We start from the raw sequence: 3315 nt of genomic DNA, 5'->3' as shown, positions 1-3315 counted from the left end.
GGGTAATAATAAAAAAATAGATATCATAAATAAGGCTGTAAAATTTATTAATCGTACTGAATATAAAGATGGGGTTACGGATTCTCAATTTAAAAAGTTAGAAGATAAGTTTCAAAAGTTTGAACAAGAAAATCCTGAGCTACTTACAAGTTATAAACAAGAGATAGGTAAAGAATTTGATAATTTTGATCATTTCAAGGCTGCAATTATTGATTTTAACATGGGTAAGGATGTTGAAACACTAAGAACAAAGCTTATAAATTTAGATTTCAATCTCATAAATAGTATTTTAGACCTTCGCATATCAAAAGAAAAAAAACAACAAAAAGATAAAGTTATTAACCTTTATGGATCACCGTTGCAGGTGTATACAAAAATGTTAATTAACATTATCAATGACTATAAACAAGAGAATGAATTAGAAAGTATTAATGATTTAAAAATTNNAGAAAGTATTTTTGAAAAATGGAATGATATATGCATCGCTTTAGGTGGAATTCTTGATTATATAAGTGAAGAGTTAAAAGAAGAAATAAAGGTTTCTTATGTAGACAATGTTGATCCATTTTCCTTAAATATGTTTAAAGAAATAAAAATAAATGCAGATAGTGCCACGGAAAAATTATCAAAGATTCATTTTGAAATTAATGTAAATGATGAATTGAAAAGAGAGTATAAATGGGTCTTTAATCCATATGAATATTGGCTTCAATCCTTTGCATTTGTTAAGAACATAAAGGATATTACTGTAAGGGAAAATAGATTCTTACCGATATTGTATTGTAAGGGATTAGGAAGTCTTTTAACAAGTACAGATAGAGATTCTTTCCATTACCTATTAAAAAGTCATGAATTACAGTGCATTAATGTTTTTTCTACTTTCCCTAATGAGCTGCAATCGAGCTTTTTAGTAGCAAGATTATATCAATTAGTCGAACCATTCTACACATTTACTCAAAATCTTTGTGAAGCAGGCTTCTATAATACAATTAATGTTTCTAAGGACAATAGTGCTGTAAAGTTCATTGATAAATATGTAGAGATAATAGACACAATTGCAAAAAAAATTGGCGATTTAAGCCCAACAGAAAAAGACTTTCTTAATTTAGTTGCAAATCAATTTTTAATTGTTTCTTCTAAAAATATTGCTGAAAAACAACTTAAATTGGAAGGTGCTATAGTTCCACCTATTCACCCAGCTATGTTAGAAAAGATAATTGAGCAACAAGCCTTTCAAAGAAAAGGTTTTGCAGAGATAATTAATGATCTTTTAGAGAGTAATCAATTAAAGCAAGTTTCCATTATAAATAAGATGGAAAGAATCGGAAAACAATCTACAATTATTTCTGGTGTGGACACCATTATTTGTGAAGAAAGCATTAATAGAATACCAACAGAAGTATTTGGTTACTACGCATTACATGGTAAAGAGGAAAATGAGAATATATTAGACAGTTCAATTATGCTAGATGATGGATTGATTTTTGATGAAGATTTTAACAGTAAAGAATTACTTTCAAATACATCACTATCCCAAATAATTACAAGCCACATTATGGAATATGTTTTTGCCTTTCCTTCAAATACTGACTCGTTAAGTATCTGTTTTATCAATTTTGACCAATTGCAACCTGTAGTAGCGGGATTGCATAGTTTTATTGAAGAATTCAAAGAGTTATCTCATGGAATTAATTTGAAATTGCATATTTTATCACCTTCTAGAAATCAACATGGAAGGAACTATATGCACATTTGGTTGGATAACTTTTTTGGTGAAGAAGATAAAGTAAGTATTGAAACGTACTTTAACGACTTTAATTTTGGTAATTCTTCTCTAAACGAAATAAAAAGGAATTTGCTGAGTTATGATATAGTCTTTTTAGAAAATCTATTAGAAACAAGCGGTATAGAATATGAACGGACTGGTGAAAAATCGATAAATCCAAGTGAAACAAGATTTCCAATGGTGTTCCATCCGATGCCAGCACCAAAAAAGGATAAGTCTAGAAATATTTCCATTAGCCAAAAACAATTCCAAGCTGCTTTTTCACATTCGCAATTGGTATTTTGGATCGAGAGACCATATAGTGAAAAAGAAATATACAGAGTAGAAAAGGAATTAGTATTAACTGATACATCAAAAGAAAAACTCAAATTTCTTCATGAGAAGTCACATTGGGTAATCACGTTAGATACAGGATTAGACAAGTCTTTTTATGATGCCGCAAATATAATTAGCTTTTCTACAGGTGAAGGATCATTTGGTGAACTAAATGTAGCTATATCATCATCTGCTCAAATTAGAACAGATATTACAGAAAGATTAAAGTCGAGATTAAAAGCTATTTTTACTTCATGGAGTAACGATACATGCAGTATTTCTGCGGAATATTGTATGGGAAAATCATCAATATTAGATGGTATAAAAGTTCTCAAAGCACTAAATCCGCATAATTATGAAATCCATAGTTTTTTATCAAGTCTGCTTTCTCTAGAGTCGCTTAATATTCAATCTATTAGTGATGATACAATATTAAAAAGCTATATATCATTAGATTCTTACCAACATTGGTTTGCAGATGAAAAAAATAGGCCTGACTTTTTATTGTTAGAAATTAATAAAGAGGGTCTTGCATCTGATGAACTAATTATTAATGTAACATTAGTAGAATGCAAAATGGGAAAAGAAAGTGATGCACACGTAGATAAAGGTAAGCGTCAACTGAAAAACGGCTTAAAATTTCTTACACGCATTTTTAATCCATCTTCACAGGAATATGATAGGAGATATTGGTATGCTCAACTATACAGGTTATTGGCTTTTTCTCCTGTTTTTATTACAAAAGATGAGGACCAACGCAATAAGTTAAATCAAAATTTACTAAAAATCTTAGATGGTAATTTTGAAATTAAATGGGATGCTGCTTTATTGACCTATTGGCTTGATTATAATCATGAAATTATTTCAGAGGTGAATATAGAACTAGAGAATATAAATATTCCTTGTGTTCATAAAGCATATGGCCAAATTTATATTCAGAAAAAATTACTACCGGAAACCTCTCAATTAGATGTGTCATTTGTTGATCCACAAAATACCGAAATTGAGATTTTTGCTGATGATCCACATGATTATGAGGAAATATTGAAAGAAATTAATATTGAAGAAATGATTGGAGCAGATCAATTCTATAATCACAATAAAGAAATGGAAACAAAGAATCAAACGGATCGATTTAAAGAACTCGAAACAAATAATAAAAATATTAACGAACAGGAAAATATGCCATTAAACGCAACCTCAGACACAAAAAT

Origin of the sequence: Bacillus sp. JJ1764, from assembly GCF_036962145.1 — a bacterium.
Taxonomy (GTDB): domain Bacteria; phylum Bacillota; class Bacilli; order Bacillales; family Cytobacillaceae; genus Neobacillus.
The sequence above is the reverse complement of the archived record's forward strand: the minus strand, read 5'-3'. Positions refer to the sequence as shown.